The 22,054-nt window shown below is 74.3% G+C and carries 26 protein-coding genes; 5 read left to right on the plus strand and 21 right to left on the minus strand.

Features of this window, described 5'->3' with window-relative positions; genetic code table 11:
• Window positions 1-249: 249 nt before the first annotated feature.
• The 7 genes from trpM to hisI all read right to left on the minus strand — a co-directional run bounded on the left by trpM (window position 250) and on the right by hisI (window position 5,041).
• Window positions 250-531, minus strand: a complete 282-nt coding sequence (trpM, locus tag AC067A_RS16050) for a tryptophan biosynthesis modulator TrpM (protein ID WP_478620109.1) — start codon at window positions 529-531, stop codon at window positions 250-252.
• 7 nt (window positions 532-538) lie between these two features.
• Window positions 539-1,348 (minus strand): indole-3-glycerol phosphate synthase TrpC, encoded by an 810-nt coding sequence (gene trpC, locus AC067A_RS16055; RefSeq protein ID WP_471168899.1) that lies wholly within the window; start codon window positions 1,346-1,348, stop codon window positions 539-541.
• Window positions 1,349-1,497: 149 nt separating this feature from the next.
• Entirely contained in the window at window positions 1,498-2,055 is a 558-nt protein-coding gene (locus AC067A_RS16060; protein ID WP_478620114.1) for a DUF2752 domain-containing protein, read from the minus strand.
• 77 nt (window positions 2,056-2,132) lie between these two features.
• Window positions 2,133-2,387 carry an HGxxPAAW family protein gene (locus AC067A_RS16065; RefSeq protein WP_478620116.1) on the minus strand — a complete coding sequence of 85 codons (255 nt, stop codon included), beginning with the start codon at window positions 2,385-2,387 and terminating at the stop codon, window positions 2,133-2,135.
• 136 nt (window positions 2,388-2,523) lie between these two features.
• Window positions 2,524-3,174 carry a TIGR02234 family membrane protein gene (locus AC067A_RS16070; protein WP_478620118.1) on the minus strand — a complete coding sequence of 217 codons (651 nt, stop codon included), beginning with the start codon at window positions 3,172-3,174 and terminating at the stop codon, window positions 2,524-2,526.
• 14 nt (window positions 3,175-3,188) lie between these two features.
• The gene (locus tag AC067A_RS16075) at window positions 3,189-4,679 is read right to left on the minus strand and encodes an anthranilate synthase component I (protein WP_478620120.1); all 1,491 of its coding nucleotides are present in this window, start codon (window positions 4,677-4,679) and stop codon (window positions 3,189-3,191) included.
• A gap of 11 nt (window positions 4,680-4,690) precedes the next feature.
• Window positions 4,691-5,041, minus strand: coding sequence for a phosphoribosyl-AMP cyclohydrolase (hisI, locus tag AC067A_RS16080; RefSeq protein WP_478620123.1), 351 nt, complete (start codon window positions 5,039-5,041; stop codon window positions 4,691-4,693).
• A gap of 84 nt (window positions 5,042-5,125) precedes the next feature.
• Between hisI and AC067A_RS16085 the strand changes: the two genes are divergently transcribed.
• Window positions 5,126-5,761, plus strand: a complete 636-nt coding sequence (locus AC067A_RS16085; RefSeq protein WP_478620124.1) for a TIGR03085 family metal-binding protein — start codon at window positions 5,126-5,128, stop codon at window positions 5,759-5,761.
• A gap of 115 nt (window positions 5,762-5,876) precedes the next feature.
• Here the strand turns inward: AC067A_RS16085 and AC067A_RS16090 are convergent, their stop codons facing one another.
• The 10 genes from AC067A_RS16090 to hisD all read right to left on the minus strand — a co-directional run bounded on the left by AC067A_RS16090 (window position 5,877) and on the right by hisD (window position 13,586).
• The gene (locus tag AC067A_RS16090; protein WP_478620127.1) at window positions 5,877-7,118 is read right to left on the minus strand and encodes an MFS transporter; all 1,242 of its coding nucleotides are present in this window, start codon (window positions 7,116-7,118) and stop codon (window positions 5,877-5,879) included.
• 12 nt (window positions 7,119-7,130) lie between these two features.
• Window positions 7,131-7,718: an ArsR/SmtB family transcription factor gene (locus tag AC067A_RS16095; protein WP_478620130.1), complete on the minus strand. Its 588-nt coding sequence runs from the start codon at window positions 7,716-7,718 to the stop codon at window positions 7,131-7,133.
• Window positions 7,719-7,836: 118 nt separating this feature from the next.
• A complete protein-coding gene (gene hisF, locus AC067A_RS16100; protein WP_478620133.1) occupies window positions 7,837-8,592 on the minus strand; it encodes an imidazole glycerol phosphate synthase subunit HisF in 756 nt (251 codons plus the stop codon).
• Window positions 8,589-9,002, minus strand: a complete 414-nt coding sequence (locus AC067A_RS16105; RefSeq protein ID WP_478620136.1) for a RidA family protein — start codon at window positions 9,000-9,002, stop codon at window positions 8,589-8,591. Before AC067A_RS16105 ends, hisF begins: the two co-directional genes overlap by 4 nt.
• Window positions 8,999-9,736 (minus strand): bifunctional 1-(5-phosphoribosyl)-5-((5-phosphoribosylamino)methylideneamino)imidazole-4-carboxamide isomerase/phosphoribosylanthranilate isomerase PriA, encoded by a 738-nt coding sequence (priA, locus tag AC067A_RS16110; RefSeq protein WP_478620138.1) that lies wholly within the window; start codon window positions 9,734-9,736, stop codon window positions 8,999-9,001. The genes AC067A_RS16105 and priA overlap by 4 nt, the downstream gene beginning before the upstream one ends.
• A gap of 2 nt (window positions 9,737-9,738) precedes the next feature.
• Window positions 9,739-10,386, minus strand: coding sequence for an imidazole glycerol phosphate synthase subunit HisH (hisH, locus tag AC067A_RS16115; protein ID WP_478620141.1), 648 nt, complete (start codon window positions 10,384-10,386; stop codon window positions 9,739-9,741).
• Window positions 10,383-10,547 (minus strand): hypothetical protein, encoded by a 165-nt coding sequence (locus AC067A_RS16120; RefSeq protein WP_367825727.1) that lies wholly within the window; start codon window positions 10,545-10,547, stop codon window positions 10,383-10,385. The genes hisH and AC067A_RS16120 overlap by 4 nt, the downstream gene beginning before the upstream one ends.
• A gap of 2 nt (window positions 10,548-10,549) precedes the next feature.
• On the minus strand, window positions 10,550-11,143 hold the full coding sequence (hisB, locus tag AC067A_RS16125; RefSeq protein ID WP_017238764.1) for an imidazoleglycerol-phosphate dehydratase HisB: 594 nt from the start codon (window positions 11,141-11,143) through the stop codon (window positions 10,550-10,552).
• A complete protein-coding gene (locus AC067A_RS16130; RefSeq protein WP_478620147.1) occupies window positions 11,140-12,246 on the minus strand; it encodes a histidinol-phosphate transaminase in 1,107 nt (368 codons plus the stop codon). The genes hisB and AC067A_RS16130 overlap by 4 nt, the downstream gene beginning before the upstream one ends.
• Entirely contained in the window at window positions 12,243-13,586 is a 1,344-nt protein-coding gene (gene hisD, locus AC067A_RS16135) for a histidinol dehydrogenase (protein WP_478620149.1), read from the minus strand. The genes AC067A_RS16130 and hisD overlap by 4 nt, the downstream gene beginning before the upstream one ends.
• Before the next feature lie 225 nt (window positions 13,587-13,811).
• On the opposite strand from hisD, the gene AC067A_RS16140 reads away from it, so the two are divergent.
• From AC067A_RS16140 to ybaK, 4 genes are all read left to right on the plus strand, one after another.
• Window positions 13,812-15,431, plus strand: coding sequence for an oxidoreductase (locus tag AC067A_RS16140; protein ID WP_478620152.1), 1,620 nt, complete (start codon window positions 13,812-13,814; stop codon window positions 15,429-15,431).
• 189 nt (window positions 15,432-15,620) lie between these two features.
• Window positions 15,621-16,700 carry a hypothetical protein gene (locus AC067A_RS16145; RefSeq protein ID WP_478620155.1) on the plus strand — a complete coding sequence of 360 codons (1,080 nt, stop codon included), beginning with the start codon at window positions 15,621-15,623 and terminating at the stop codon, window positions 16,698-16,700.
• Between the two features lie 11 nt (window positions 16,701-16,711).
• Window positions 16,712-17,449 (plus strand): LON peptidase substrate-binding domain-containing protein, encoded by a 738-nt coding sequence (locus tag AC067A_RS16150; protein WP_478620158.1) that lies wholly within the window; start codon window positions 16,712-16,714, stop codon window positions 17,447-17,449.
• A 41-nt stretch (window positions 17,450-17,490) separates the two neighbouring features.
• Entirely contained in the window at window positions 17,491-17,988 is a 498-nt protein-coding gene (gene ybaK / locus AC067A_RS16155; RefSeq protein ID WP_478620161.1) for a Cys-tRNA(Pro) deacylase, read from the plus strand.
• 33 nt (window positions 17,989-18,021) lie between these two features.
• Here the strand turns inward: ybaK and AC067A_RS16160 are convergent, their stop codons facing one another.
• From AC067A_RS16160 to AC067A_RS16175, 4 genes are all read right to left on the minus strand, one after another.
• On the minus strand, window positions 18,022-18,660 hold the full coding sequence (locus tag AC067A_RS16160; RefSeq protein ID WP_478620164.1) for a DUF2567 domain-containing protein: 639 nt from the start codon (window positions 18,658-18,660) through the stop codon (window positions 18,022-18,024).
• A 34-nt stretch (window positions 18,661-18,694) separates the two neighbouring features.
• Window positions 18,695-19,522 (minus strand): ABC transporter permease, encoded by an 828-nt coding sequence (locus AC067A_RS16165; RefSeq protein ID WP_478620167.1) that lies wholly within the window; start codon window positions 19,520-19,522, stop codon window positions 18,695-18,697.
• A gap of 67 nt (window positions 19,523-19,589) precedes the next feature.
• On the minus strand, window positions 19,590-20,561 hold the full coding sequence (locus AC067A_RS16170) for an ABC transporter ATP-binding protein (protein WP_478620438.1): 972 nt from the start codon (window positions 20,559-20,561) through the stop codon (window positions 19,590-19,592).
• Window positions 20,562-20,581: 20 nt separating this feature from the next.
• Complete coding sequence (locus AC067A_RS16175) at window positions 20,582-22,045, minus strand: NYN domain-containing protein (protein ID WP_478620170.1); 1,464 nt, start codon at window positions 22,043-22,045, stop codon at window positions 20,582-20,584.
• Window positions 22,046-22,054 lie beyond the last annotated feature (9 nt).

Here is a 22,054-nt window from a genome sequence, read left to right on the forward strand (position 1 = left end):
CGGAACGGGTGGGCACAGCGGGGCGGCGCCCCTTGCCGGGCCCAGGCTTCCGGGCCTGTACCCGCGCCCGGTGTGCGACGCCGCAAAGGTGCGGGCCCGGGCACGAGGGGCGGAGGCGCCGCCGAGGGCGCCGTCCCGTGTGCCCACCCGTCCCGCCCAGCGGGACGATCACCCACACGGCAGCGGGCGAAGGCCCACACGACGGTGGGGCGCGGGCTCACAAGGGCGTGGGCGAGGGCCCACGGGTGGCTAGGCGGAGGGGAGAGAGGTGCGCGCGAGGCGCGGGCGCCATCGCATGCCGTTGACCTGGCCCGGCTCGGAGCCGATGACGTAGCGGACCCGGCGGCCGTGGACTCGGCGGGCGGGCGCGCGGCAGCCGCGCGGGCGGCAGCCCCTGGCCAGCGGGGCGTGCTTGGAGACGGGGGCCGCGGCGGTACGGAGCCGGCCGCGACGGCCCGAGGCGTCCGCGGGCACGACCGGGCCGCCCGGGGCGGGGCCCTGGGCGGTCGGCGTGGCGCGGACGGGGGTCATGGCGGGGTCAGCTCCGGCCGTGGCGCAGGGCCGGGTGGGCGCCGGCGGCGACCAGGTCCGCGACGGCGGCCTTCGGGTCGCGTCCGGTGACGAGGGACTCGCCGACCAGGACCGCGTCGGCGCCGGCGTTGGCGTACGCGATGAGGTCGTGCGGGCCCCGGACGCCGGACTCGGCGACCTTGACGATGTGCGCCGGGATCTCGGGGGCGACGCGCTCGAAGGTGGAGCGGTCGACCTTGAGGGTCTTGAGGTTTCGCGCGTTGACGCCGATGATCCGGGCGCCCGCGTCGACGGCGCGCTCGACCTCGTCCTCGTCGTGGACCTCGACCAGCGGGGTCAGCCCGATGGACTCGGCACGCTCGATGAGGGAGACGAGTGCCTCCTGCTCCAGGGCGGCGACGATGAGGAGCGCGAGATCCGCTCCGTACGCCCGGGCCTCCCAGAGCTGGTAGGCGGTGACGATGAAGTCCTTGCGTAGGACCGGGATGTCGACCCGGGCCCGGACGGCCTCCAGGTCGGCGAGCGAGCCGCCGAAGCGGCGCTGCTCGGTGAGGACGGAGATGACGGCGGCGCCGCCCGCCTCGTAGTCCGCGGCGAGTCCGGCCGGATCGGCGATCGCGGCGAGTGCGCCCTTGGACGGGCTGGAGCGCTTGACCTCGCAGATCACCTTGACGCCGTCCCCGCGCAGTGCGGCGACGCCGTCCTTGGCCTGCGGCGCCTTGGCGGCGCGCTCCTTGAGCTCGTCGAGGGTGACCCGCGCCTGTCGCTCTGCGAGGTCGGCGCGTACGCCTTCGATGATCTCGTCGAGCACACTCACGCGAGGGGCCCCCTTCCGGGACGGTGATGATGAAACAGGTTCAGCCACTTCGATCCTATCCGCAGGACGGCTCCGGAATCGCATCGGCCGGAGCGGCGTCCCATCTGCTGGGACTCCCGTCGGGGTCCCCGAGCGCCCTGTGGCGGGGCTCAGGGGGCCAGCGCGGAGCCGAAGGGAAGGTTCCGGACCAGGGTGAAGAGGGCGAGGACGGCTCCGATCCCCCACCACCGGACCGGGGCGATCGCGAGGCGCATCGGCACCCCGCGGACGGCACGAATCAGCCAGAGGGCCATGACGACGGCGAAGAGTCCGTAGCCGACGACGGCCAGGGCGTTGGCGCCGAGGGCGGCCGGCAGGTCGCCGGTGACGAAGGCGTGGGCGCTGCGGAGTCCGCCGCACCCGGGGCAGTACAGGCCGGTGAAGCGGAGCAGCGGGCAGACGGGGTAGTGCCCGGGTTCGTTGGGGTCGACGGCTCCGACGTACGCGAACGCGGCGGCGACCCCCGCGAGCGTCCCGACCGGGGCGAGCAGCCTTCGCGCGAGCGGCCTGGACGACGCCGGCCCGGCATCACCCGGACCTGCGGACCACCCGTTCCCGGGCCACCCGCTCCCGGGTCCCGCCGCTGCGGGGCCCCCCGGTGGGGTGGGTTCACCCGGTCGGGTGGGGGGAGCGTCGGTCGCGGCGCCGGCCGTCGGGTGCGTGTCCACCCGGTGATTCTCGCCCGTGACGCGCGAGGGCGCAGCCCGGCACGGCCGGACTGCGCCCTCGGGTGCGTCGTGTCGCGTCAGGAACGGGCCCGCGCGGTCTCGGTGGCCGCTTCGCGGGCGGCGGCGACGGCCGCCGACTCCTTCGGCATGCCGAGGCCGGCCAGCTTCATCGCGCCGCCGACGATGCCGCCGAGGAGGATGACACCCACGCCGGCCCAGAAACCGGGCAGGTTGGCGGCCACCATGAAGACGCCGGCGATGCAGAAGCCGATGAAGGAGATGATGACACCGGTCCAGGCGGCCGGGGTGTGTCCGTGGGCGCTGCCCGCCATGAGTTGCTCCTCGTTGCAGTTGCTCGATGGTGAGGTCTCGCGTGCGCGGACACTCGGCGCTCATTGTCCCGCACGTGGGCACGCGAGGATGAATCGGGGGTGCCGGGACGATCACGCGTCGCGGTCGGTCCTCCTGTCAGCCGCCGTGCGTGGGGTCCTCGCCGCGGTCGAGGGCCTTCCACAGGTCCTCGGGCCGGTCGGGGTCGGTGGCGGGTGCCGTGCGGCCGCCGCGCGGGGTTGCGGAGCGCTCGTAGCGGCCGCCCATGGCCGGCCAGCTCTTGCCGAAGCGCAGGGCGAAGAGGCCGGCGAGCAGGATGAGGGCGGCGCCGGCGGCGGTCACGTACGGCCAGACGGTGTGGGTGAGGCCGGCCACTGCGGCGGCGGTGTCGCCGCTGATGCGGGCGGCCTCGGCGTCGAGGGCGGCGCTGTCGGAGGCGCCGAGGACCGCGGCGAGCGCGGCACCGGCGCCGCTGAGCGCGAGGAGCGCGGCGACGAGGGTGCGGCCGGTGCGGCGGACGGCGAAGACCGCGAAGAGGGCGGCGAGGCCGACGATCGCGAGCGCGGTCGGCACGCCGGTGACGGCGCCGCCGTCGGCCTCTACGGGGACGCTGCCGCCGCCGACGGACGCGGTGCCCTCGGCCCAGATCTGGCCGGCGGAGATCAGGACGACGGTGGCGCCGAGCGCGCCGAGGAGGAGGGCCGCGGCCAGGCTGCGGCGGCCGCCGGTGGGGACGGCCGCGCGGGCGGCCCGGGGCTGGGGTACGGGTACGGCACTCACGTACCCCACTATCCCCTACGTCCTCAGTTGTCGTTCATCCGGTTGGCGGTGTGGACGGCGCGGAGGACGGCCGCGGCCTTGTTGCGGCACTCGTTGTCCTCGGCGACGGGGTCGGAGTCGGCGACGACACCCGCTCCGGCCTGCACGTACGCGGTGCCGTCGCGGAGCAGGGCGGTGCGGATGGCGATGGCGGTGTCGGCGTCGCCGGCGAAATCGAGATAACCGACACAGCCGCCGTACAGGCCGCGCCGGGAGGGTTCGAGCTCCTCGATGATCTGCATCGCGCGGGGCTTGGGGGCTCCGGAGAGCGTGCCGGCGGGGAAGCAGGCGGTGAGGACGTCGAAGGCGGTCCGCCCCTCGGCGACCCGGCCGGTCACGGTGGAGACGATGTGCATGACGTGCGAGTACCGCTCGATCGACATGAAGTCGACGACCTCCACCGAGCCGGGCGCGCAGACCCGGCCGAGGTCGTTGCGGCCGAGGTCGACGAGCATCAGGTGCTCGGCGCGTTCCTTGGGGTCGGCGAGCAGTTCCTCGGCGAGGTCGTGGTCCTCCTGCGGGGTGGCGCCGCGGTGCCGGGTGCCGGCGATGGGGTGGACCATCGCCTGCCCGTCCTCGACCTTGACGAGGGCCTCGGGGCTGGATCCGACGACGTCGAAGCCGTTCTCGAAGCGGAAGAGGTACATGTACGGGGAGGGGTTGGTGGCCCGCAGGACCCGGTAGACGTCGAGCGCGGAGGCCGCGCAGGGGGTCTCGAAGCGCTGCGAGGGCACGACCTGGAAGGCCTCGCCTGCGCGGATGCGCTCCTTGATGTCCTCGACGGCGGCCTGGTACGCCGGGCCGCCCCAGAGCGCGGAGAACCGGGGGAGCTCGGAGGCCGGAAGGGCGGTGGGCGCGGTGGCGACCGGGCGGGCGAGGTCGTCCTGCATGGCGTCGAGGCGGGCGACGGCGTGCGCGTACGCCTCGTCGACGCCGGTCTCCAGGTCGTTGTGGTTGATCGCGTTGGCGATCAGCAGGACCGAGCCGTCCCAGTGGTCGAGGACGGCGAGGTCGCTGGTGAGGAGCATGGTGAGCTCGGGGAGCTCCAGGTCGTCGCGGCCGTGCTCGCCGATCCGCTCCAGGCGGCGGACGATGTCGTAGCCGAGGTAGCCGACCATGCCGCCGGTGAAGGGGGGCATCCCGGCGGAGAGGTCCCGGGGGGTGTGGAGGGCTTCGACGGTGGCGCGCAGGGCGTCGAGGGGGTCGCCGTCCGTGGGGACGCCGACGGGCGGGGTGCCGAGCCAGTGGGCCTCGCCGTCCCGGACGGTCAGGGTGGCGTCGCTGCGGACTCCGATGAAGGAGTAGCGGGACCAGGAGCGGCCGTTCTCCGCGGATTCGAGGAGGAAGGTGCCGGGCCGTTCGGCGGCGAGCTTGCGGTAGAGCCCGACCGGGGTGTCGCCGTCCGCGAGGAGCCTGCGGCTGACGGGGATGACGCGGCGGTCGGCCGCCAGCTTGCGGAACGTCTCGAGATCCATGGCGCCAGACCTTACTGGGATACGGGGAGCACGTCGGTGTCGAAGCAGGTCCGGGTGCCGGTGTGGCAGGCGGCCCCGATCTGGTCGACCTTGACGAGGACGGTGTCGGCGTCGCAGTCGAGGGCGACGGCCTTGACGTGCTGGACGTGGCCGGAGGTGTCGCCCTTGACCCAGTACTCCTGGCGGCTGCGGGACCAGTAGGTGGCGCGGCCGGTGGTGAGGGTGCGGTGCAGGGCCTCGTCGTCCATCCAGCCGAGCATCAGCACCTCGCCGGTGTCGTACTGCTGGGCGATGGCGGGGACGAGCCCGTCGGGGCTGCGCTTGAGCCGGGCGGAGACGGCCGGGTCGAGATTGCTGCTCATGGCGTCATTGTGCCGTGGTCCGGGGCGGTGTCCGGCCGGGCGTCCACTGGGCGGACCGGGCGTCCCGGTCGTACGCTGGCGAGCATGTCGACCCATGCGAAACGTGAACGGCTTCTGCTCGCCGATCTGTTGGAGGCGGCGGGCCCGGACGCCCCGACGCTCTGCGAGGGCTGGCGGACCCGGGACCTCGCGGCCCACGTGGTGGTGCGCGAGCGGCGGCCGGACGCGGCGGCCGGTTCCCTGGTACCGGCGCTGCGGGAGCGGCAGGACCGGGTGCAGGCCGAGTTCGCGGACAAGCCGTACGAGGAGCTGATCCGGCTCATCCGTACGGGGCCGCCGCGGTTCTCCCCGTTCACCATCAAGCAGGTGGACGAGGGGGCGAACGTCGTCGAGTTCTACGTCCACGCGGAGGACGTGCGGCGGGCCCAGCCCGAGTGGTCGGCGCGCGAGCTGGATCCCGTCTTCGCCGACGCCCTCTGGTCCCGTCTGGAGCGGATGGCCCGCCTGCTGGGTCGCAAGGCCCCCGTCGGCCTGGTCCTGCGCCGTCCGGACGGGCAGACGGTGGTGGCCCACCGCGGCACCCCGGTGGTGACGGCCTCCGGGGAGCCGGGCGAGCTCGTGATGTACCTGTACGGGCGCCAGGACTCGGCGAAGGTGGCCCTGGACGGGGAGCCGGAGGCGATCGAGCGGCTGCGGGAGACGAAGCAGTTGGGGATCTGAGCGGGCCGCTGCGGCGGAGCGGGGCCACCCGGCCACGCGGGGCCACTCGGCCACTCGGGGCCGCTTCGGCGGTTCGGGGCTACTCGGCGGAGCGGGCCGCTTCGGCGGTTCGGGGCTACTTCGGCAGTTCCGCGCGGCGGAGGGCAGGGACCAGAAGGGCGTACGCGCCGGACAGGGTGCAGACCGCCGCGCTGACGACGAAGACCGGGCCGGGGCCCCAGAGGCCGACGGCCGCGCCGGTGACCGGGAAGCTCAGCGGGGCGATGCCGAGGCTGCCGAGGCTGGAGACGGCGCTCACCCGGCCGAGGTAGGCGGGGTCGCACTCGGTCTGGACGAGGGCGTTGCAGAGGGCTCCGGAGAGTCCGGCGAGCAGGCCGATGGAGACCGCGACGAGGCCGGCGAGGGCCAACCCGGGTACGTGGGCGAGGGCGCCGATCGATACGGCTCCGAGCACCATGGTCCAGCCCATGACGGCGCCGGCGCGGGGGACGCGGCCCTTGACGGTCAGCAGCAGGGAGGCGCTGCCGGCGCCGGTGCCGAAGCCGGCGAGGACCCAGCCGATGCCGGCGGCGCCCCAGCCGCGCTGGTCGGACAGGACCGCGAGGCCGACGTTGAGGGGGCCGGCGAAGCCGAGGTCGGCGAGGAGGACGACGATCATCAGCGGGCCGAGCGTCCGGTGGCCGCGAAGGTGGCGCAGACCGGCGGCGAGGTCGCTCAGGGCGGTGCTGCCGGGCGCCCGCTCCTCGTGCGGCAGCGGGCGGAGCTCGAGCGCGCCGAGCAGGGGCAGGGACAGGGCGAAGAGGATCCCTGCGATGCCGAAGGCGGTGGCGGCGCCGCCGAGGGCGACGGCGAGCCCGCCGAGCGGGGCGCCGAGGACGGCGCCGAGCCGGTGGGCGAGGCCGCGCATGCCCTGGACGCGGGCGAGCTGGTCGTGGTCGGCGATGCGGGGCGGCAGGGCTCCGACGGCGGGCAGGAAGAGGGCGTCGACGACGCCGAAGACGAGGGCGACGGCGGCGAGCGCCCCGAGGCCGGGCCTGGTGAGGAACAGCGTCGCGGCGAGGCCGAGGACGACCAGGGCGCGGACGGCGTCGGAGGCGATGACGACCCGGCGGGGGCCGAGGCGGTCGGCGATCGCTCCCCCGACGAGCAGGAGCAGTGCGCGGGGCACGGCGGAGACGGCCATGACGAGCCCGGCCTGGGCGGGGGTGCCGCTGCTGACGGCCGTCCAGGAGAGGGCGAGGTAGTAGACGCTGTCGCCGAGGGTGGAGGCCGTGTAGGCGCCGAGCCAGCGCAGGACCTGGGGGCTGCGGTGGGCGGGGCGGCCTGCGGCGGCAGGGGCGGTCGCGGTCGTGGTCATGGTCGTCGCCCCTCAGCCTCGGTAGGGGAAGCCGTGGAGGTGGACGGCGACGTTCTCGCGGCCCTCGGTGTCGCCGGCGGCCTCGGCGGCGCGCGCCCGCTGGTCGTACTTCTCGAGGAGCGCGTCGAGTTCCGCGCCCAGGGCGGCGAGCTCGCCGGCGGTGAGGCGCGGCAGCCATTCGGAGCTGATCGCGGCCGAGCGCCATGCGTCGGACCAGGTGAGCCGCTCGTTCATGAAGCGGCGGTGGAGCTCGGTGCGCTGTTCGTCGAGGGTCCGGCCGACGGCGTCGCTCGCGGCGAGCAGTTCCGGGCTGTCGCGGACGTCCTCGTCGCGGATGCTCACCCCGTACGAGCTCGGCTGCCACCAGCGCTCGCGGCCGTCGGCGGACTGCGCCTCGGCCTCCTCGATGAGGCCGTGCTCGGCGAGCTTGCGCAGGTGGTAGCTGACGAGCGAGACGGCCTCGTCGACCTGCTCGGCGAGCTGGGAGGCGGTGGCGGTGCGGGCCACGAACAGGGCCCGGTAGAGGCGCATGCGCAGGGGGTGCGCGATGGCCTTCAGGGTGCCGAGGTCGTCGATGCGGCGGTTCTCCTGCGAGGTCATGTCCACGACCGTAGATACAAAGGAAAACTTGCGCAACATAATTTGCACAAAAAATCCTGCACGTTCGGGGAAGAGAGAGGGCCCCCGCGGGGGCCCTTCCCGGAAGCGGGACCTCCGGTCAGCGGACTGGGTGGCCCGCCTCCCTCAGCGCTTCCTTGACCTGCGGGATCCGCAGGTCGCCGAAGTGGAAGACGGAGGCCGCGAGCACCGCGTCCGCGCCCGCCGCCACGGCCGGCGCGAAGTCGGAGAGCTTGCCGGCACCGCCGGACGCGATCACCGGCACCGTGACGTGCTTGCGCACGGCCGCGATCATCTCGGTGTCGTAGCCGTCCTTCGTGCCGTCCGCGTCCATCGAGTTGAGCAGGATCTCGCCCGCGCCGAGCTCGGCGGCGCGGTGCGCCCACTCGACGGCGTCGATGCCGGTGCCCCGGCGGCCGCCGTGCGTGGTGACCTCGAAGGAGCCGGACTCGGTGCGGCGCGCGTCCACGGACAGGACGAGCACCTGGCGGCCGAAGCGCTCCGCGATCTCCTGGATCAGCTCGGGGCGCGCGATGGCGGCCGTGTTGACGCCCACCTTGTCGGCGCCGGCCCGCAGCAGCTTGTCGACGTCCTCGGCGGACCGGACGCCGCCGCCGACCGTGAGCGGGATGAAGACCTGCTCGGCGGTGCGGCGCACCACGTCGTAGGTGGTCTCCCGGTTTCCGGAGGAGGCGGTGATGTCCAGGAAGGTCAGCTCGTCGGCGCCCTCGGCGTCGTACAGCTTGGCCATCTCGACGGGGTCGCCGGCGTCCCTGAGGTTCTGGAAGTTGACTCCCTTGACGACCCGTCCGTTGTCCACGTCCAGGCAGGGGATCACGCGTACGGCGAGTGTCATGCGGCACCGCCTCCCTGTCCCCCGGGGCGGAACGCCTCGACCTCGACCTCGACGACCAGGCGCGGGTCGACGAAGCCGGAGACGATGATCATGGAGGCGGCGGGGCGGACGGCGTCGAACAGCTCCTTGTGGGCCCGGCCGACCTCCTCCACGTCCCGTGCGTGGGTGAGGTACATCCGGGTCCTGACGACGTGCTCGGCACCCAGACCCAGCTGCTTCAGCGCCCCGAGGGCCACGTCGAAGGAGTTGATCGCCTGGTCGTACGGCCCGCCGTCGGCGATCTGGCCGTCGACCACCGACGTGCAGCCGGAGACCAGGACCAGGCCGCCCGGCAGTTCCACCGCGCGGGAGTAGCCGAACTGCTCCTCCCAGGGCACGCCGGTGACGACCTTGCGCACGGAGTCGGTCATACGGCAGCCACCGCCGCGATCGCCTCTTCGAGGGTGAAGGCCTTGGCGTACAGCGCCTTGCCGATGATCGCGCCCTCGACACCGAGCGGGACGAGGCCGGACAGGGCCCGCAGGTCGTCCAGCGAGGAGACGCCGCCGGAGGCGACGACGGGCTTGTCGGTGGCCGCGCAGACGTTCTTCAGGAGCTCCAGGTTGGGGCCCTGCAGCGTGCCGTCCTTGGCGATGTCGGTGACGACGTACCGCGCGCAGCCCTCGGAGTCGAGGCGGGCCAGCGTCTCGTACAGGTCGCCGCCGTCACGGGTCCAGCCGCGGCCGCGCAGAGTGGTGCCGCGCACGTCGAGGCCGACGGCGATCTTGTCGCCGAACTCGGCGATGACCTTGGCGACCCACTCGGGGGTCTCCAGGGCGGCGGTGCCGAGGTTGACGCGGGTGCAGCCGGTGGCGAGGGCCGCGGCGAGCGAGGCGTCGTCGCGGATGCCGCCGGACAGCTCGACCTTGATGTCCATGGCCTCGGTGACCTGGCGGACCAGGTCGCGGTTGTCGCCGGTGCCGAAGGCGGCGTCCAGGTCGACCAGGTGGAGCCACTCGGCGCCGGCCCGCTGCCAGGCCAGGGCGGCCTCCAGGGGGGAGCCGTAGGAGGTCTCGCTGCCGGACTCGCCGTGGACGAGCCGGACGGCCTGGCCGTCGCGGACGTCGACGGCGGGGAGGAGTTCGAGCACGCTGTCGGACGACACAGTCACAGGGTTCCGATCCAGTTGGTGAGGAGCTGGGCTCCGGCGTCGCCGGACTTCTCGGGGTGGAACTGGGTCGCCCAGAGGGCGCCGTTCTCGACCGCCGCGACGAACGGCTCGCCGTGCGTCGCCCAGGTGACCTTGGGAGCGCGGATGTTCTTGTTGCCGACCTCCAGGGTCCACTCGCGCACCGCGTAGGAGTGCACGAAGTAGAACCGGGCGTCGGCGTCGAGGCCGGCGAACAGCTGGCTGTCGGCGGGCGCGTCGACCGTGTTCCAGCCCATGTGGGGGACGACGGGGGCGTTCAACGGCTCGACCGTACCCGGCCACTCGTCGAGGCCCTCGCTCTCCACGCCGTGCTCGATGCCCTGGGCGAAGAGGATCTGCATGCCGACGCAGATGCCCATGACGGGGCGGCCGCCGGCGAGGCGGCGGCCGACGATCCAGTCGCCGCGGGCCTCCCTGAGGCCCTTCATGCAGGCGGAGAAGGCACCGACGCCGGGGACGAGGAGTCCGTCGGCGTTCATCGCCCTGTCGTAGTCGCGGGTGATCTCGACGTCCGCGCCGACCCGGGCGAGCGCGCGCTCGGCCGAGCGGACGTTGCCGAAGCCGTAGTCGAAGACGACGACCTTCTTCGGGGAGGCCGCGCTCATGCCCACACGTCCAGCCGCAGCACGCCGGCGCCGAGGCACATCGCGGCGCCGAGGGCGACCAGCACGATCACGCCCTTGGGCATCTGCTGCTTGACGAAGGAGTAGATGCCGCCGAGCAGGAAGAGCCCGACGACGATCAGGATGGTGGAGAGGCCGTTCACGACTAGAGCGCGCCCTTCGTGGAGGGGAGGATTCCGGCCGCGCGCGGGTCGCGCTCGGCGGCGTAGCGGAGCGCGCGGGCCAGGGCCTTGAACTGGCACTCCACGATGTGGTGGGCGTTGCGCCCGTACGGGACGTGGATGTGCAGCGCGATCTGCGCCTGGGCGACGAAGGACTCGAAGATGTGCCGGGTCATCGTCGTGTCGTACGAGCCGATCATCGGCGCCATGTTCTCGGGCTCGGTGTGCACGAGGTACGGGCGGCCGGAGAGGTCGACGGTCACCTGGGCGAGCGACTCGTCCAGCGGGACGGTGCAGTTGCCGAACCGGTAGATGCCGACCTTGTCGCCGAGGGCCTGCTTGAAGGCGGCGCCGAGGGCGAGCGCGGTGTCCTCGATGGTGTGGTGCGAGTCGATGTGCAGGTCGCCGTCGGTCTTGACGGTCAGGTCGAACAGACCGTGCCGGCCGAGCTGGTCGAGCATGTGGTCGTAGAAGCCGACCCCGGTCGACACGTCGACCTTTCCGGTGCCGTCGAGGTCGATCTCGACGACGACGGAGGTCTCCTTGGTGGTGCGCTCAACGCGGCCTACGCGGCTCATCGTTCCTGCTCCTTCATCAGTTCACGGACCGCGTCGAGGAACGCGTCGTTCTCTTCGGGGGTGCCGGCGGTGACCCGCAGCCATCCCGGTACGCCGTTGTCCCGGACCAGGACGCCCCGGTCGAGGATCCGCCGCCAGGCCCCGTGCGTGTCGGGGAACTTCCCGAACTGCACGAAGTTGGCGTCGGACTCGGTGACCTCGTAGCCGATCGCCCGCAGCTCGGTGACGAGTCGGTCGCGCTCGGCCTTGAGCTGCTCGACGTACCCGAGGAGGGTGTCGGTGTGCTCCAGGGCGGCGAGCGCGGTGGCCTGCGTGACGGCCGACAGGTGGTACGGGAGGCGGACCAGCTGGACCGCGTCGACCACGGCCGGGTGGGCGGCGAGGTAGCCGAGGCGCAGTCCGGCGGCGCCGAAGGCCTTGGACATGGTCCGGGAGACCACCAGGTGCGGGCGGCCCTCCAGGAGCGGCAGCAGCGACTCCCGGTGGCTGAACTCCACGTACGCCTCGTCCACGACGACCATCGAGGGCTTGGCCGCCTGGGCCGCCTCGTACAGGGCGAGGACGGTGGCGGCGTCGACCGCGGTGCCGGTGGGGTTGTTGGGCGAGGTGATGAAGACGACGTCGGGCCGGTGCTCGGCGATCGCCTTCTCGGCCGCCGCCAGGTCGATGGTGAAGTCGTCGTTGCGCGGGCCGGAGATCCAGCCGGTGCCGGTGCCGCGGGCGATCAGGGCGTGCATGGAGTAGGAGGGCTCGAAGCCGATGGCGGTGCGGCCGGGGCCGCCGAAGGTCTGCAGCAGCTGCTGGAGGACCTCGTTGGAGCCGTTGGCGGCCCACACGTTCTCCACGGCGACCGGGTGCTTCCCGGTCCGGGTGAGGTAGCGGGCGAGCTCGGTGCGCAGTTCGACCGCGTCCCGGTCGGGGTAGCGGTTGAGGCCGCGGGCGGCCTCGGCGACCCGCTCCGCGATCCGGGCCACCAGGGGCTCGGGCAGCGGGTAGGGGTTCTCGTTGGTGTTCAGCTGGACGGGGACGTCGAGCTGGGGCGCGCCGTACGGCGACTTGCCGCGCAGCTCGTCCCGGACGGGGAGATCGTCGATTCCGGTCACTTGGTCTCCGGCACCTTCCATCCGAACCTGGCCTTGATCGCGGCGCCGTGCGCCGGGAGGTCCTCGGCCTCGGCGAGGGTCACCACGTGGTGGGCGACGTCGGCGAGCGCGTCGCGCGTGTAGTCCACGATGTGCACGCCGCGCAGGAAGGACTGCACGGAGAGGCCCGAGGAGTGGCAGGCGCAGCCGCCGGTGGGCAGGACGTGGTTGGAGCCGGCGCAGTAGTCGCCGAGCGAGACCGGCGCCCAGGGGCCGACGAAGATCGCGCCCGCGTTGCGGACCCGGTCGGCGACGGCGGCGGCGTCGGCGGTCTGGATCTCCAGGTGCTCGGCGCCGTACGCGTCGACGACCTTGAGGCCGTCGGCGAGGTCGCGGACGAGGACGATCGCGGACTGGCGGCCGGCGAGCGCCGGGACGATCCGGTCGTCGACGTGCTTGGAGGCGGCGACCTGGGTCTTCAGCTCGGCCTCGGTGGCGGCGGCCAGTTCGTCGGAGTCGGTGACGAGGACGGAGGCGGCCATCGGGTCGTGCTCGGCCTGGCTGATGAGGTCGGCGGCGACGTGGACGGGGTCGGCGGTGGAGTCCGCGAGGATCGCGATCTCCGTCGGGCCGGCCTCGGCGTCGATGCCGATGCGGCCCTTGAGGAGGCGCTTGGCGGCGGCCACGTAGATGTTGCCGGGACCGGTGACCAGGTTGACGGGGGCGCAGCCGGGCTCGTGGGCGGTGGACCCGGTGCCGTAGGCGAACATGGCGATGGCCTGGGCGCCGCCGGCGGCGTAGACCTCGTCGACGCCGAGCAGGGCGCAGGCGGCCAGGATCGTGGGGTGCGGCAGGCCGCCGAACTCCTTCTGCGGGGGCGAGGCGATGGCGACGCCTTCGACTCCGGCCTCCTGGGCCGGGACGACGTTCATCACGACGGAGGACGGGTAGACGGAGCGGCCGCCCGGCACGTACAGGCCGACGCGCTCCACCGGGATCCACTTCTCGGTGACCGTGCCGCCCGGGACGACCTGGGTGGTGTGGGTGGTGCGGCGCTGCTCGCGGTGGACCAGCCGGGCGCGCCGGATGGACTCCTCGAGGGCGGCGCGGACGGCCGGGTCGAGCTCGTCGAGGGCGCGGGTGACCGCCTCGGCGGGGACGCGCAGGCTCGGGACGCGGACGCCGTCGAATTTCTCCCCGTAGTCGATCACCGCGGCCGCGCCGTGATGCCGGACGTCCTCGCAGATCGGCCGCACCTTCTCCAGGGCGGCTTCCACGTCGAACTCGGCACGGGGCAGCAGGTCGCGCAGGGCGGAACCCTCGGGCAGGGTCTCGCCGCGCAGATCGATTCGAGAGATCACGGGTCAATTCTCGCAGACGGCCCATCCACGCCGGTGGCCCGTATCAACAGCTGATACATGCCAATCACTGACTGATACACGCCACAGTGGCGTCTTGTCGCCACACCTGACCGTTAGCGTTCAGCCCGTCACACAGCGGGAAGAACGGCTGTACGAATCCACGAATCCCGGTGTGAGAAATCGGTGGAGTCGTGGGAGCGGATCGTGGAAAGCGAGGGGGCGGCATTGACCGAGCCGCACGAGGACGGGATGCCGGAGGGCCTCACGGGTCCGGAGCGGGCCGTGTGGCGGGCGTTCCGCATCGGCAGGACGTGCGATCTCACGGAGGGGATCGCGGAGCGGGACGACCCGTTCAGGGAGCGGGAGTGGGAGTGGGGCGAGGAACGGAGCGTCCGCGCCGACGTGGTGGCGCTGCTGCTGCTCGCCGGGCCGCCGGCCCGGTCCGGGCGGGTGGCCGCGCTGAAGCTGCGCGGGGTGCGGATCACCGGCGTGCTGAACCTGGCGGGCGGGACGATAGCGCCGTACGTGGAGCTGCACGGCTGCCGCTTCGACGGCGAGGTGGTGCTGCCCGAGGCGCGCTTCGGGACGCTGCGGATGGTCGAGTGCGCGCTGCCGCGCCTCGAGGCGGCCCGGCTGCACACGGAGGGGGACCTGCACCTGCCGCGCTGCCGGGTGCGGCACGGCATCCGGCTGACGGACGCCCAGATCGGCACGGACCTGCTCATCAACCAGATCCAGGTGTGGCCGGACCGACGCGGCCGGGCGATCACGGCGGACGGGATGGTGGTGGCGCAGGACGTCCAGGCCGAGCTGATCGAGACGCACGGGGAGCTGAGCCTGCGCGGGGCGAAGGTCGGGGTGTCGCTCAGCCTGCGGGGCAGCGTGTTGCGCGGGGCGCAGGGCCGCCGCGCGCTGAACGCGCCGCAGCTGACGGTGGAGCGCTCGCTCTATCTGAACGCGGCGTGGGTGTACGCCGACTCCGGGGACTACTACTCCTCCTCCAGCTCCACGGCCACCCCGCCCTACGGGGTGACGCCCGCCCTGGGCACCCGGCGCAAACCCGTGGAGTGCCACGGCGGAGTGCGGCTCGACGACGGCCGGTTCGGGGACGCGGTGGACCTGCACCACGCCCGGTTCGTGCTGAGCGGGGCACGCCGCGAGGAGGTGTCGTTCCGCCGGATCGTCACCCCGGAGCTGCGGTTCAACGGCGAGCGGCCGGAGGAGGGCCGGGTCGTGCTGAACGGCGCCAAGGTCGTCACGCTGATCGACCTGTCGACCAGCTGGCCGGGTCCCGGCGGTCTCGCGATGGGCGGCTTCGCCTACGAGAACCTCGTGCCGTACGGGCCGTTCCCGCTGGCCCGGCGGCTGGAGTGGGTCGCGGCGGCGACCCCGGAGTACGCCCCCGAGCCGTACGAACGGCTCGCGACGGTCCTGCGCAACAGCGGCGAGGACGCCGACGCCCGGCAGGTGCTGCTCGCCAAGCAGCGGCGCAGACGGGAGACGCTCCCCATGGCCGGGAAGCTGTGGGGGTACCTCCAGGACTGGACGGTGGCGTACGGCTACCGGCCCGGCCGGGCGGCGCTGTGGATGGCGGTGCTGTGGGCGGCGGGCACGGTCGCCTTCTCGCACTACCACCCGATAGCCCTGAAGGGCGACGAGGCACCCGAGTGGAACGGCCCGCTGTACGCCCTCGACCTCCTGCTCCCGGTGATCAACCTCGGCCAGGACGGCTACTGGCGGCTGGAGGGCCTCTGGCAGTGGGTCGCGGCGGTGCTCATCCTCCTCGGCTGGATCCTCGCCACGACGGTGGCGGCGGGCGCCACGCGACTGCTGCGGCGCGGCTGACGGCCCGGCCGGCGACGGGTGCGGCGGCGCCGGGTGAAGGGGCGAAGGAGAGGCGGCGGAGGGCCCGGCCGGGCCGCCGCGCCCGGTGGACCCGGTGGGAGCCGGGGTGTGGGCCCGGTGGAATGAGGGTGAAAGGGCTGGGCAGGCGGGCGCGCGGGGTCGGGGCGCGATGGGAAAATACTTCGCACGATGGCCTTGCTCCGCGCCCTGGTCGGCGCCGTCCGCTCGGTCCGGCACGCGCCGCGGCTCACCGCGGGATTCGTGCCGGACGACGACGTGCTGCTCGACGCCCCGGACGAGCGGCTCGCCCCCGCCCTCGTCGCCGCCGCCCTCGCCGACCCGGAGCCCGCGGCGAAGCTGCTCGCCACCACCCGGGACTCCGGCGAGTGGGAGGACCGCGACCGGTACGTCACCCGGCTCGCCACCTTCGCGTACAGCAGGGACGAGTGGCTGACGCACTGGCTCGCCGCCGCGCCCCGCGACCCCGACGCCCTCCTCGTCACGGCGCAGCTCGCCGTCCGCAGGGCCTGGGATTCGCCGGCGCGGGCCGAGCGGCTGCGCGAACTCGCCCCGCTGATCGGCGCCGTCGCGGAGGGGGCGCCCCGGGACCCGGTGCCGTGGCGCCTCGCCCTCGACCACGCGCGCGGGGCGCACGCCGGGGACGCGGTCTTCGAGTCGCACTGGGAGCAGGCCGTGCGCCGAGCGCCGCACCACTACGGCTGCCACGTCGCGGCGCTGAAGTACCTCTCCGCGCAGTGGTACGGCTCGCACCGCGCCGCCTTCGACTTCGCCGAACAGGCCGCGGACGACGCCGCCGAGGGCTCGCTCGTGCGGGCGCTGCCGGTCCGCGCGGCCTACGACCGGCTGCGGGGGGAGCCCGCCGCGGACCGGTCGGTGCCGACCGCGCGGATCGACCGGGCCGTGGACCGCGCCCTGGCCCTGTCGGCGGCCTTCCCCGCGGGCGAGCGGTGGCCCGCCGAGGTCCGCAACCTGCTGGCGTACGTGCTGGTCGAACGGGCACGGTGGGACGAGGCCCGGGACGAGTTCGGCCGGATCGGCCCGTACGCGACCTCCTTCCCCTGGGGGGCCGCGCGGGGGGCCGTACCGGAGGACCCTTCCCCGGGCTCTCGGCTTCGCCCGGACAGGGGGGACCCCCTCCTCGGATTCCTGGCCGCGCGGGACCGCGTCCGGGTCGAGGTGGCCCGCCGGACACCGCTGTGGGAGACCGGAGTCGGACGGGCCGGACGAGGCGGGCGCGGCGGCCATTAGGCTTGGCCGCTGTGACCACCGCTCGCCTGCCTCTCTTCCCGCTCAACGCGGTGCTGTTCCCTGGCCTCGTGCTGCCGCTGAACGTCTTCGAGGAGCGTTATCGCGCCATGATGCGCGAGCTGCTCACGATCGACGAGTCCGAACCGCGCCGCTTCGCCGTCGTCGCCATCCGCGACGGCCGTGAGGTCGCGCCGACCGCCCCGGGCATGCCGGACCAGACGGCGCTGCCGGAGAAGGGCCCGGCCGCGGGCTTCGGCTCCGACCCGATCCAGTCCTTCCACCGGGTCGGCTGCGTCGCCGACGCGGCGTCGATCCGGGAGCGCGGTGACGGCAGCTTCGAGGTGATGGCCACCGGCACCACCCGGGTGAAGCTGCTCTCCGTCGACGCGAGCGGGCCGTTCCTGGTCGCCGAGGTCGAGGAGATCCCGGAGGAGCGGGGCGAGGAGGCCGGCACCCTCTCCGAGGGCGTGCTGCGGGCCTTCCGGAGCTATCAGAAGCGGCTCGCGGGGGCTCGGGAGCGCTCGCTGACGACGAGTGAGCTGCCCGACGACCCGTCGGTGGTGTCGTACCTGGTCGCCGCGGCGGCGGTGCTCGACACCCCGTCGAAGCAGCGGCTGCTCCAGGCACCGGACACGGCGACGCGGCTGCGCGAGGAGCTGACGCTGCTGCGCGCGGAGACGGCGGTGCTCCGCCACCTGCCGTCGCTGCCCGCGGTGGACCTGACGCAGGGCCCGACGTACCCGAACTGAGCCGGACCCCAGCGGGACGGACCCGAGCCGAGGATGAGCGCGTGACGAAGAAGCAGAAGAAGAACGGCGGAGGCACCCCGGCGACGGTGGCGCTGGCGGCGGCCGGCACCTCCTTCACCCTGCACGCGTACGAGCACGACCCGGCTTCCCCGTCCTACGGCGAGGAGGCGGCGGAGGCCCTCGGGGTCTCCCCCGACCGGGTCTTCAAGACGCTGGTGGCCGACGTCGACGGCGAGCTCACCGTGGCGGTCGTCCCGGTGGCGGGGCAGCTGGACCTGAAGGCGCTGGCCTCGGCGGTCGGCGGCAAGCGCGCGGCGATGGCGGACCCGGCGGCGGCGGAGCGCACGACGGGCTACGTCCGGGGCGGGATCTCCCCGCTGGGCCAGCGCAAGCGTCTGCGTACCGTCCTCGACGCCTCGGCCTCGGACCACGCGACCGTCTGCGTCTCGGCGGGCCGGCGCGGCCTGGAGGTCGAGCTCTCCCCCGCGGACCTGGCGGCCCTCACGTCGGCGGTCGTCGCCCCGATCGGCCGCGCCTGACGCTCGGCGCGGTCCTCTCGGGGACCCGGTCCGTCAGCTCGCGCCAGGACCCTGTCCGTACGGCTTGGGCTGGTCCCACGGCTCCGGTTCCGGGTCGCGGGGGCCGAAGGCGGCGGTCAGGGCGAGGTGCACGATCATCGCCGCCAGCGGCCAGGCCAGCATCGCGGCGGCGGCCATGTCCAGTTCGAGCGGCGCCTCGAAGGTGATGCCGGGGCCGACCGCCTTGGCGTGCGCGACGACGTCGTCGGTCGGGCCGAACGTCGTGCCGATGCCCCACGCGAGGAGTGAGCCGAGGACGCCGCCCAGGGCCAGGCCGAGCACCAGCGGGACGCCGCCCTTGCGGCGCAGCAGGAAGACGACGAGCGCGGCGACCGCGCCGAAGGCCAGGGCGAGGAGCACGAACGTGCCGTCCGCGCCGATCGCCGACTCCCCCTCGGAGTCGCGGAGGTAGACCCCCTTGCCGTCCGAGATGAGCAGGACGCGCGGGGCCAGGGTCAGCCACAGGATTCCGAGCACCGCGCCCGCGACCGCCGAGACGGCGGTCACCACGACGCCCTGGACGACCTCGGCGCCCGTGATCGGGTCGCCGGCCGGCCCCGGATGCGGCGGAGGCTGCGGGGGCCAGTCGGGGTCGTGGGGCGGCTGGTGAGGCGGAGTCAGGGGTGCGGTCACCCCGCCATCGTGCCAGGTGTCCCTGTGGCCCGCCTCAGCGGACGGCGGCCCGCCGGTACGCCCAGGTGGCGACGGCGAGGGAGAGGACGCCGACCACCGCGCACACGGCGAGGTCGAGACCGACGACCGCCCAGTCCGGGTGCGGGTCGAAGGTGCGGGCCAGGGCCTCCACGCCGTACGTCGACGGCAGCAGGTCCCGCGCCCAGCCGATCGGCCCGGGCAGCCGCTCCGCCGGCAGCACGCCGAGGAGCAGCGCCGCCGACATGCCGAGCTGGCCGAGCAGGGTGGCCAGCTCCGGCCGGGGCGCGAGCAGTCCGAGGGCGGCGCCCAGTCCGGCGAGCGCGGCCCCGGAGAGCGGGACGACGGCGGCGAGGACCCACAGGTGGCCGAGCGGAAGGCCGAACAGCACGGAGCCGGCGACGGCGGTGACGACCGTCCCGGGCACGGTGAAGGAGGCGTACGCCCCGGCCGCCCCGAGCACGACGGCGGCGGGCGGCACGGGCAGGGTGGCGTAGTGGTCGAGGCCGCCGCCGGCCCGCAGCTGCCCGAAGTACTGGGCGAGCAGGTTGAGCGCGACGAAGGCGACGACCAGGACGGTGGAGCCGGCCACGACGGCGCGTGCCTCGGTGCCGCCGTCGACGACCCCGCGCATCAGGACCATGATCCCGATGGACTGGAAGGTGGCCACGAAGAGCAGCGGGATGCGGGCGACCCGGGCCCGGGAGAGCTGCGCGCGGTAGACGGCGGCCAGGGAGGGCAGCAGCCGGGCGCGCGGGGCGAGGGGCGCGGCGCCGTCCTCGTCGCCGCGGGACCGGGGGGTCGGCGCGGCGGCCGGCAGGACCTCCGCGGGGACGGTGCTCACTGCGGGCAGCTCCTGACGGTGGCGTGCGGTACGTGGGGGCCGCGCGGGGCGCGGGGATCGCGGCGGGTCACGCCTTCACCAGCCCCTCGGTCGCCCCGCCCAGTGCGAGGTACACGTCCTCCAGGCTGGGGGTGGCCAGGGTGAAGTCGTCGAGGGCGGCGAAGGCGGCGCCGCCGGTGACGGTGGCGACGGCCGCGCGGGCGGCGTCGGGGGCGAGCCGGAGGTTCCAGCGCCGTCCGGTCTCCTGGGCCAGCGCGCGCAGCGCGGCGACCTCGGGGAGGTGGAGCGGGGCGGAGTCGCGCCAGACCAGTTCGACGCGGACCTCGCCGGCGACGCGTTCCTTGAGCCCTGCGGGGGTGTCGCAGGCGATGACCCGGCCGTGGTCGAGGACGGCGACCCGGTCGAGCACGGTCTCGGCCTCGATGACGTTGTGGGTGACGAGCAGCACGGTGGTGCCGTGCTCGGCGCGGCGCCGGTCGACGGCGGCCCAGACGGCCCGCCGGGCGACGGGATCCATGCCGGTGGTGGGTTCGTCGAGGACGAGGACGGGCCTGCCGCCGACGAGCGCGGCGGCGACGCAGGCGAGCCGCCGCTGTCCGCCGGAGAGCTTCTTGAGGGGGCGGGAGGCGAGTGCCGTGAGGCCCAGCTCGTCCAGGACGGCGTCGCGCTCGGCGCGGGCGTCGTGGGCGGTGAGGCCGCGGAGCCGCCCGGTGGTCTCGGCGGCGAGGGCGACGGTCAGCTCGTCGAGGGCGGTGGACTCCTGGCCGAGGTAGGCGAGGAGCCGGGACGCCCGCTCGGGGTGGCGGACGAGGTCGTGGCCGAGGAGCTCGACGGTTCCGGAGTCGGGGCGCATGAGGCCGGTGAGCTGGCGGACGAGGGTGGACTTGCCGGCTCCGTTGGGGCCGAGCAGCCCGAAGATCTCGCCGCCGCGCGCGTCGAGGCTGATCCCGTCGGTGGCCCGCACCTCGGGTGTCGCGGGCGTACCGCGCCTGCCGCGCGTGGCGGGGTACGTCTTGACCAGATCCCGCACCACGCACACCGTACTCACGGGGGAAGAGCCTACGGGGTCGCCGGGCCCGCACCGGGCGCGGGGGCGTGTTCGGCGGCGGCCCGGACGTCGATCTCGCGCCAGAACCCGGCCCGGATCGCGTACCGGTCGTGCTCGTCGATCTGGTCGTCCTTGTGGGCCAGCAGACCGAAGCGCGCGGCGTAGCGGAGGAGTTCGCCGTCGATGCGGTGCGGGATGCGGGGGTAGAGGGTGGACAGCTTCTGTACGTGGCTCTGCTCGGGCAGCCGCTCCATCCAGCGGCGGGCGAACACCTGCCCGACTTCGAACGGGTCGCCGCCGACGGTGGTGATGTCCTCCTCGCGGTCGGCCCAGCGCTGCTCGGCGCTGGTGAGGGTGGCGAGGGTGGGCAGGGAGGCGGTCTCGGCGGGTTCGCCGAGGGAGGGGGCGGGGCGCTCGATCCAGCCCCGGTCGGAGGACCAGCGGAGCGCGCTCGCGCCCTGCGGCACGGCGGCGAGGGACGTGGCCGGGGGCGTCGCCGGGGCGCCGGGGCCGCGCAGCCCGGCCAGGTCCTTGGGCGTGGGGACGCCCTTGCCGGAGGCCGGCGCGGGGAGCCCCGTGCCGTTGAGGTGGCCGTTGCTCCTCAGGTGGCCGTCCTCGCGCAGGTGACCGTCCTCGCGCAGGTGACCGCTGCCGGTGAGACGGCCGTCCTCGCGCAGATGACCGTCGTCGCGCAGATGGCCGTTGCCGTGGACGCGCTCGCCGTCACGGGCGTGGCCGCCGGCGCCGTGGTCGCGGTCGGCGGGGCCGCCGGACCCGCCGACCGGGGCGGGTCCGCCGTCGCGCGCGGCCGCGGCTTCCGCCGCCCGCTCGGCGGAGGCGGCGAGCGCGGCCTCGGGCAGCGGCGCGGAGAGGATCGCGGCGATCTCGGGGCGCGGGGCGGGCGGGGGCGCGCAGAGGCCGCTGAGGTCCTTGGCGCGGACGGCTCGGGTGATCCAGGCCCGGTCGAGCACCCGCCGTTCGTCGGCCTCGGCCACCAGGTCCTCGGACTGGTTGTAGTCGCCGTCGGCGGCCTGGACGGCCCAGAGATGGACGGCCACGCCGTGCTCCTTGGCCGACATGAGGCCGGGCAGCAGGTCGCCGTCGCCGGTGACGAGCACGATGTCGGAGCAGGCCCGGTTCCTGGCGAGTTCGGTGAGCTCGGTGTGCATGGCCGCGTCGACGCCCTTCTGCGCCCAGCGGCCCTCGCTCCTGGTCAGGGCGCCCAGCCGGACGGTGACCCGCGGCATCACGCGGAGCCTGCGGTGCTCGGGCTGGGGCACCCGGTCGGGGGCGCCGTCGAACCAGTAGATCCGCAGCAGGGGCAGGGCGGTCTCGGTCTCGGCGCGCTCGCGCAGCTGCCGGATCAGCGCGGCGTGGTCGACGGTGATCCTGGAGCGGGCCGGTTCCCCGGCGAGGAGACTGGCGGCGGCGCCCAGGAGGTAGCCGGCGTCCACCAGGACGACGCAGCGGTCCACGTGTTCCAC

The sequence above is a fragment of the Streptomyces sp. NPDC043176 genome (assembly GCF_056436715.1).

What these genes read in the sequence shown, in the direction of transcription:
- trpM (WP_478620109.1), bottom strand. Translation starts at nt 531, where the DNA reads ATGACCCCCGTCCGCGCCACGCCGACCGCCCAGGGCCCCGCCCCGGGC.
- AC067A_RS16065 (WP_478620116.1), bottom strand. Translation starts at nt 2,387, where the DNA reads ATGGCGGGCAGCGCCCACGGACACACCCCGGCCGCCTGGACCGGTGTC.
- AC067A_RS16075 (WP_478620120.1), bottom strand. Translation starts at nt 4,679, where the DNA reads ATGGATCTCGAGACGTTCCGCAAGCTGGCGGCCGACCGCCGCGTCATC.
- hisI (WP_478620123.1), bottom strand. Translation starts at nt 5,041, where the DNA reads ATGAGCAGCAATCTCGACCCGGCCGTCTCCGCCCGGCTCAAGCGCAGC.
- AC067A_RS16085 (WP_478620124.1), top strand. Translation starts at nt 5,126, where the DNA reads ATGTCGACCCATGCGAAACGTGAACGGCTTCTGCTCGCCGATCTGTTG.
- AC067A_RS16090 (WP_478620127.1), bottom strand. Translation starts at nt 7,118, where the DNA reads ATGACCACGACCGCGACCGCCCCTGCCGCCGCAGGCCGCCCCGCCCAC.
- AC067A_RS16095 (WP_478620130.1), bottom strand. Translation starts at nt 7,718, where the DNA reads ATGACCTCGCAGGAGAACCGCCGCATCGACGACCTCGGCACCCTGAAG.
- hisF (WP_478620133.1), bottom strand. Translation starts at nt 8,592, where the DNA reads ATGACACTCGCCGTACGCGTGATCCCCTGCCTGGACGTGGACAACGGA.
- AC067A_RS16105 (WP_478620136.1), bottom strand. Translation starts at nt 9,002, where the DNA reads ATGACCGACTCCGTGCGCAAGGTCGTCACCGGCGTGCCCTGGGAGGAG.
- hisH (WP_478620141.1), bottom strand. Translation starts at nt 10,386, where the DNA reads ATGAGCGCGGCCTCCCCGAAGAAGGTCGTCGTCTTCGACTACGGCTTC.
- hisB (WP_017238764.1), bottom strand. Translation starts at nt 11,143, where the DNA reads ATGAGCCGCGTAGGCCGCGTTGAGCGCACCACCAAGGAGACCTCCGTC.
- AC067A_RS16145 (WP_478620155.1), top strand. Translation starts at nt 15,621, where the DNA reads ATGGCCTTGCTCCGCGCCCTGGTCGGCGCCGTCCGCTCGGTCCGGCAC.